The 1,004-nt window shown below is 63.2% G+C and carries 1 protein-coding gene; it reads left to right on the forward strand.

Annotation, left to right across the window (positions count from 1 at the left end; genetic code table 11):
* Positions 1-168: 168 nt before the first annotated feature.
* The coding region (locus AC0L2B_RS00175) for an NAD(P)/FAD-dependent oxidoreductase (protein ID WP_473743632.1) at positions 169-1,004 on the forward strand (836 nt) is incomplete at its 3' end.

The raw sequence follows: 1,004 nt of genomic DNA on the forward strand, positions 1-1,004 counted from the left end.
CTCGGCATCGTTCTGGCCCTGCTGAAAGCGCATGATGGCACGATCCGCCTGGTTGACTCCGAGCGCGGCACGCGCTTCGAGATCATCTTGCCGGCTGTATGAATTGCAGCATGATCGTTTCAGAAAACCGGCTTCGGGATCATGCTTCAGAACTGGAGAAGCGAAAAAGTGCGCTACGACGTCGTCATCATCGGCGGAGCCATCGTCGGCTCCTCGATCGCCTATTATCTGCGCGAGGAAGGGTTTTCGGGCTCGATCGCGCTGGTCGAGCGCGACCCGCAGTTCGCCCATGCGGCGACGACGCTGTCCTGCGCTTCGATCCGCCAGCAGTTTTCGATTCCGCAAAACATCCGGCTGTCGCAGTTCACGCTGAAACTGTTCCGGCGGCTGACGGAAGAGTTCGGGGCCGACGCCGATATCGGTTTTCGCGAAGGCGGCTACCTCATCCTTGCCGGCGAGAACGGGTTGCCGATCCTCAAGGCCAATCACCAGACGCAGTTGGCCGAGGGCGCCGACATCGTGCTTGAGGATGCGGAGGCGCTCGTCCGCCGGTTTGCATGGCTGTCGGCCGAGGGCATCACCGCCGGCGCCTATGGCCGCAGCGGCGAGGGCTGGTTCGACGCGCATGCCATGCTGATGCTGTTCCGCAAGGCGCTGCGCGAGAAGAAGATCGATTTCATCACCGCCGATGTGACCGGCATCGAACGGCAGGCCGACCGTGTCACCGGCGTCGGCCTCGACAATGGCGAAAGGCTCGACGCCGGCATCGTCGTCAACGCCGCCGGGCCGAATGCCGGAAAAGTTTCGGCAATGGCCGGACTGGTGCTGCCGGTGGAACCGCGCAAGCGCAATGTCTTCATCTTCGAGGCGCGCGAGAAATATGACGACATGCCGCTGCTGGTCGATCCCTCAGGCATCTATGTCCGGCCGGAAGGCTCGGTCTACATCACCGGCGGGGCCGAGCCGGAAGACGGCGACGGCCCCGCCGATCCCAGCGATTTCGA

The sequence above is a fragment of the Mesorhizobium sp. WSM4815 genome (assembly GCF_055811575.1).